We start from the raw sequence: 6,147 nt of genomic DNA, 5'->3' as shown, positions 1-6,147 counted from the left end.
CCGACTTCGCGGGCGACGCGGGTGACCTCGCCGGCGAAGGAGGAGAGCTGGTCGACCATCGTGTTGATGGTGGTCTTGAGTTCGAGGATCTCGCCGCGCGCCTCGACGTCGATCTTCTGGGACAGGTCGCCGTTGGCGACGGCGGTGGCGACCTGGGCGATGGAGCGGACCTGGCCGGTGAGGTTTCCGGCCATCGCGTTCACCGAGTCGGTGAGGTCCTCCCAGGTGCCCGACACCCCGGGGACCCGCGCCTGACCGCCCAGTTGCCCCTCGGTGCCGACCTCGCGCGCCACCCGGGTGACCTCCGAGGTGAACAGCGAGAGCTGGTCGACCATGCCGTTGAAGACGACCGCGATCTCGCCGAGCAGACCCTCGCCGTCGTCGGGCAGCCGCGTGCCGAAATCGCCGTCGCGCACCGCGGTGAGTCCCGCCAGCAGCCGGCGGAGCTCGGCCTCCCCGACCACGTCGACAGGGTCGGGGCCGCCCTCACGAAGGGGTCCCTGAACGCCGGTGTCCGCCACTTCGCCCATCTCGCGTCCTCATCCCGGTGGATGCCTCGACGGCCGGACCAGTGTCACGGTCCGGCCCCAGGGTCGCCTGCACTCGGTTCGAACGGGCGTCCGCAGACATGCTCCCACGAACCCGGATGGAGAGTACCCGGTGGTCCGCGGGGAGCGCTTTCCGGGCGGACCGCAAGCAGGGGAAAAGGACGTTTTCGGCCGGCCGCCCAAGGATGCCCCCACGCGGCCGGTCGGCGGGGGACGTCAGAGCGCGCCGGCCAGGGCCCGCGCCACGGAGGAGTCGGTGACCAATGTGGAGACCAGTCCCGAACGCAGCGCCGCGTCGATCGCCCCGGCCTTGCCGTCTCCACCGGCCAGCGCGATCACCTCGGGGATATGGCGCAGTTCCCGCGTGCTCACGGTGAGCACGCGGTCGGCGAGCTCGGTGCACACCTCACGCCCCTCGGCGTCGAACAGGTGGGTGGACATCTCGGCCCGCACGCCCTGCTCGGCGATCGCGTCGCGGACCGCGGGGTCCAGGGCGTCATAGACGGTGGACAGGCCCTCGCTCCAGGCGCCGATCGACACCACCGCCGTGGTGACCTGCCCGAAGCGGTCGAAGGCCGCGGCCACCCCCGGATCCGCGCGCAGGGCACGGGCCGTGGCCGCGTCGGGCAGGATGAGCGGGGCGTAGATGGGGTAGGCGGGGCCGCCCGACAGCGCCGCCGCCCGCTGCACGGTCTCGACCGTCCCGGGGCCGGGGTCGCGACGGGAGTACACCCCGTTGAGCTGCACGGTCGTGCAACGTGGCAGCCGGGTCAGCGACGTGAGGATGACGTTGACCGTCCGCCCCCAGGTCAGGCCCAAGACGTCGCCCTCGGAGAGGGTGTCGGCCAGCAGGTCGGCCGCGACCACGCCGATCCGTTCGCGCACCCGCGCCTGGTCGCCGTCCCCGGCGTCGACGACGATCACCCGGCGCAGTCCATAGGCCGCGCGAAGGGTCTCCGACAGGCCGGCGTCGATGCCGTCGGGAAGCCGGATGTCGATCCGGACGATCCCGCTCTCCCGAGCGAAGTCGAGCACGCGCGCCACCTTGAACCGGCTCATCCCGAACTCCTCGGCGATCTCCACTTTGGAGCGCCCGTCGAGGTAGAAACGGCGCGCGACACCGGCCGCCAGCAGCAGGTCGGAGATCCCCTTGGCCTGCGCTTCCGCGGGGGCCGGCGCCTCTGTGACGACGTCCTCGTCTCTGTCCATGTTCCTCGTGCTCATGTGAGTGCCAGTGTGCTCATCGGTGAAATCATACGTTGACACGGGGTTTCCGGGACGTTTCAATGGCCGCACCAAAAGAGCGATACATCGCTCTTTTGAGCGGACTTACGAGTGAAGCGAACCGAGGAGCCACCGTGCGCGCAGCGATCATCCCCCGTCCGGGCGAGGTGGAGGTGGGGACGAGACCCGATCCGACCCCCGCCCCGCACCAAGTCGTCGTCAAAGTGGGGGCGTGCGGCATTTGCGGCACCGACCTGCACATCGCCGACGGGGAATTCCCGCCCAGCCCCTACCCCCTCGTCCCCGGCCACGAGTTCAGCGGTGAGGTCGTCGAGGTCGGCTCCGCCGCCCCCGGCGGGCTGCGCCCCGGCGACCGGGTCGCCGTGGACCCCTCGCTGTTCTGCGGCCACTGCGAGTTCTGTCGCGCGGGCCGCGGCAACCTGTGCGCCAACTGGGCGGCCACCGGCGACACCGTCGACGGCGCGTTCGCCGAGTACGTCGCCGTCCCGGCCGCCAACTGCTACCGGATGCCCGACACGATGAGCTACCGCGAGGGAGCCCTGGTCGAGCCGCTGTCCTGCGCCGTGCACGGCCTGCGCCGCCTCGGCGCCGAACCGGGCGAGAACATCCTCGTGGTCGGCGCCGGGACCATGGGCCTGATGCTCCAGCAGCTCCTCCAGCGCGCCGGGGCCCGCGTCACCGTCGTCGACCGCAACCCCGAGCGCGTCAAGATCGCCGACGGGCTGGGCGCCCAGGCCATCGCCACCGACGTCGCCGAACTCGACGGCGTCCGCTTCGACGCCGCCGTCGACGTCACCGGCGTGCCCGCCGCGATCGAGGCGGGACTGGGCGCGTTGCGGCGGGGAGGCCGCTTCCTGGTGTTCGGCGTCGCCCCCGACAACGCGCGCGTCAGCCTGTCGCCGTTCCGCGTCTACAACGACGAGATCACGATCGTCGGCTCCATGGCGGTGCTGCACAGCTACGGGGCGGCCCTGGACCTGATCGCCTCCGGCGCGATCGAGACCGCGCCGCTGCTCACCCACGCGCTGCCCCTCGAACGTTTCCCCGAGGCGCTCGGCCTGATGCGCGCCGGCGCCGGCGTGAAGATCCAGGTCCTGCCCGGCGGAACGGAGGAGTGAGGATGCGCGCCGTCCCCCCGGCGACCGGCGACCCCGTCCGCCGTCCCCTTCCCGCCGCGCTGGCCGTCGCCACCGCGGGCGCGCTGACCCTCTCCGGTTGCGCCGGAGCCGGCGCGATCAACGCCGGCGGCGAGGACCCGCTCGTCGTCGCCATCGTCGCCAACCCGCAGATGCAGGACGCCATCGCCCTGCAGTCCCACTTCGAGGCCGAACACCCCGGCATCGAGGTGAACTTCGTGACCCTGCCCGAGAACGAGGCGCGCGCCAAGATCACCACCTCCGTCGCCACCGAGGGCGGCGAGTTCGACGTGGTGATGATCAGCAACTACGAGACCGCGCAGTGGGCGGAGAACGGCTGGCTGACCAACCTCCAGCCGCACATCGACGCCACCGAGGGCTACGACGCCGACGACTTCATCCCCACCGTCCGCGAGTCGCTGTCCTACGAGGGCGACATGTACTCCGTCCCCTTCTACGGCGAGTCCTCCTTCCTCGCCTACCGGGAGGACCTGTTCCGCGAGGCCGGTCTGGAGATGCCCGAGAACCCCACCTGGCACCAGATCGCCGAGTTCGCCGCCGAACTCGACGACGACGAGGCCGGAGTCGCCGGGATCTGCCTGCGCGGCCTGCCCGGCTGGGGCGAGGTGATGAGCCCGCTCACCACCGTGGTGAACACCTTCGGCGGGAGCTGGTTCGACGCGGAGTGGAACTCCGGGCTCACCAGCCCCGAGTACCGCGAGGCCGTGAACTTCTACGTCGACCTCGTCCGCGAGCACGGCCAGCCCGGTGCCGCCAACAGCGGGTACGGTGACTGCCTGACCCACTACAGCCAGGGCCGCGCGGCCATGTGGTACGACGCCACCGCCATGGTCAGCACCATCGAGGACCCCGCCTCCAGCACGGTGGCCGGACTCAGCGGCTACGCCCCGGCGCCGGTCGTGCAGACCGACCGCAGCGGCTGGCTGTACGTGTGGTCCCTCGCGATCCCCGCCACCACCGAGGACCCCGAGCGCGCCTGGGAGTTCGTCGAGTGGGTGACCGACCGGGACTACATCGAGACCGTCGGCGAGGAGTTCGGCTGGGAACGGGTGCCCCCGGGCAGCCGGATCAGCACCTTCGAGAACCCCCGGTACCAGGAGGTGGCGCAGGCCTACGCCCAGCCCATGCGTGAGGCCATCGAGACCGCCGACAGCGACAACGCCACCCTCCACCCCGTCCCCTACGAGGGGATCGGATTCGTGGCCATCCCCGAGTTCCAGGACCTCGGCACCCGGGTCAGCCAGCAGATCAGCGCGGCCATCGCCGGACGCATCGACGTCGACGAAGCCCTGGAACAGAGCGACGACTACGCCCGCTCCGTCGGCGAGACCTACCAGCGGGAGGAACAATGAGCACCACAGCCGTGCCCCGGGAGGGCACGCGCCGCACCGGGGACTGGGCACGCCGCGCCCCGCTGCTGCCCGCGCTGATCTTCACGATCGTGGTGACCCAGCTCCCGTTCCTCGTCACCATCTGGTACTCGCTGCGCTCCTGGAACCTGCTGCGCCCCGGATCGGGACAGTTCAGCGGCCTGGACAACTACGTCGCGGTGCTCACCGACACCCAGTTCCTGGGAGCGGCGGGCAACACGATCCTGATCACCGCCTCCTGCGTGCTGGTGTCGATGCTGCTGGGGATCGGCCTGGCCCTGCTGCTGGACCGGAAGTTCTTCGGGCGCGGGCTGGCCCGCACCCTGCTGATCACCCCGTTCCTCATCGTCCCGGTCGCCACCGCCCTGCTGTGGAAGACCACGATGTTCGACCCGGTCTTCGGCCTGGTCGGGTTCGCGCTGTCGCCGTTCGGGCTGGGCGACGTCGACTGGGTGTCGAGCTACCCGGTGGCCTCGGTGGTCACCGCGCTGGTGTGGCAGTGGACGCCGTTCATGATGCTGCTGGTCCTGGCCGGTCTCCAAAGCCAGGGACGCGACGTCGTGGAGGCGGGGCAGGTCGACGGGGCCGGACCCCGGCAGATGTTCCTCTTCGTCACCCTGCCGCACCTGCGGCGCTACATCGAGCTGGGGGTGCTGCTCGGCTCCATCTACGTCGTCGGCACCTTCGACACCATCTACATGATGACCCAGGGCGGTCCCGGCACGGCCAGCGCCAACCTGCCGTTCACCATCTACCAGCGGGCGTTCCTGGGATTTGACATCGGTCAGTCCGCGGCGATGGGGGTGATCGTGGTGATCGGCACCATGATCGTCGCGACGCTCGCCCTGCGGCTGATCTTCCGCACCTTCATGGCGACCGAGGAGAAGCTCTCATGACGGCCACCCACCTGCCGTCCCCCAAGGCGGCGCGCGCGGGATCCGGGGCTCCGCCCGCCCCCGCGCCCCGGCCCCGCCGGCGCCGTGGCGGGGCCGGGGGCCTCGCCCTGACCCTGCTCACCTGGGCCGTGACGCTGGTGTTCGTCGCACCGGCCCTGTGGATGGTGCTCACCTCCTTCAAGCAGGAGGCCGACGCCTACACCGATCCGCCCCGGATCTTCTTCGAACCGACCCTGGACCGGTTCCGTGAGGTCTTCGCCGCCGACTTCGCCCCCTACCTCGGCAACTCCCTCATGGCGACGTTGTTCTCCACCACGCTCGTCCTGGTGCTGGGGGTGCCCGCGGCCTACGCGCTGTCGGTCGCGCCGGTGCGCAAGACCAAGGACGTGCTGTTCTTCTTCATCTCCACCAAGATGCTGCCGGTCGTCGCGGTCATCGTCCCGCTCTACGTCATCGCCGGTCGCATCAAGATGCTGGACAACATCTGGACCCTGGTGATCCTCTACACCGCGATGAACCTGCCCATCGCGGTGTGGATGCTGCGCTCGTTCTTCCTGGAGGTGCCGCGCGGCATCGTCGAGGCCGCCCGGATGGAGGGCGCGTCGCTGCCGCGCGTGCTGTGGTCGGTCATGCTGCCGGTCATGGCCCCCGGTATCGCCGCGACCGCGCTGATCTGCATGATCTTCTCCTGGAACGAGTTCTTCTTCGCCGTCAACCTGACCGCGTCGCAGGCCGCCACGGTGCCGGTGTTCATGACCGGGTTCATCACCAGCGAAGGCCTGTACTGGGCCCAACTGTCGGCGGCGGCCACCATGGTGTCCCTGCCGATCGTCATCGTCGGCTGGATCGCCCAGCGCCAGCTCGTCCGCGGCCTGTCCATGGGCGCGGTCAAATAATCCGATCGGGTGTGCGCGCGGCGCGGGTCGCGCGC

Annotated in this window: 6 protein-coding genes; 4 read left to right on the top strand and 2 right to left on the bottom strand. The window is 70.5% G+C overall.

Features of this window, described 5'->3' with window-relative positions:
- On the bottom strand, positions 1–530 hold a 530-nt coding region (locus tag B5D66_RS00270), incomplete at its 3' end, for a HAMP domain-containing protein (RefSeq protein ID WP_144290669.1).
- Between the two features lie 234 nt (positions 531–764).
- Positions 765–1,685, bottom strand: a complete 921-nt coding sequence (locus B5D66_RS00265; RefSeq protein WP_078759991.1) for a sugar-binding transcriptional regulator — start codon at positions 1,683–1,685, stop codon at positions 765–767.
- Between the two features lie 221 nt (positions 1,686–1,906).
- Here B5D66_RS00265 and B5D66_RS00260 point away from each other — a divergent pair, with 221 nt between their 5' ends.
- Genes B5D66_RS00260 through B5D66_RS00245 form a run of 4 tightly spaced genes read left to right on the top strand, consistent with a single transcriptional unit; the run spans position 1,907 to position 6,112 of the window.
- Positions 1,907–2,911: a zinc-dependent alcohol dehydrogenase family protein gene (locus tag B5D66_RS00260; RefSeq protein WP_078759510.1), complete on the top strand. Its 1,005-nt coding sequence runs from the start codon at positions 1,907–1,909 to the stop codon at positions 2,909–2,911.
- A gap of 2 nt (positions 2,912–2,913) precedes the next feature.
- Positions 2,914–4,302: an ABC transporter substrate-binding protein gene (locus B5D66_RS00255; RefSeq protein WP_078759509.1), complete on the top strand. Its 1,389-nt coding sequence runs from the start codon at positions 2,914–2,916 to the stop codon at positions 4,300–4,302.
- Positions 4,299–5,216, top strand: a complete 918-nt coding sequence (locus tag B5D66_RS00250) for a carbohydrate ABC transporter permease (protein WP_078759508.1) — start codon at positions 4,299–4,301, stop codon at positions 5,214–5,216. Before B5D66_RS00255 ends, B5D66_RS00250 begins: the two co-directional genes overlap by 4 nt.
- Positions 5,213–6,112, top strand: a complete 900-nt coding sequence (locus B5D66_RS00245) for a carbohydrate ABC transporter permease (protein ID WP_078759507.1) — start codon at positions 5,213–5,215, stop codon at positions 6,110–6,112. Before B5D66_RS00250 ends, B5D66_RS00245 begins: the two co-directional genes overlap by 4 nt.
- The last annotated feature ends 35 nt before the right edge of the window (positions 6,113–6,147 follow it).

The sequence above is a fragment of the Marinactinospora thermotolerans DSM 45154 genome (assembly GCF_900167435.1).
Lineage (GTDB): Bacteria > Actinomycetota > Actinomycetes > Streptosporangiales > Streptosporangiaceae > Marinactinospora > Marinactinospora thermotolerans.
This window is presented reverse-complemented; position numbering and strand designations above follow the sequence as displayed.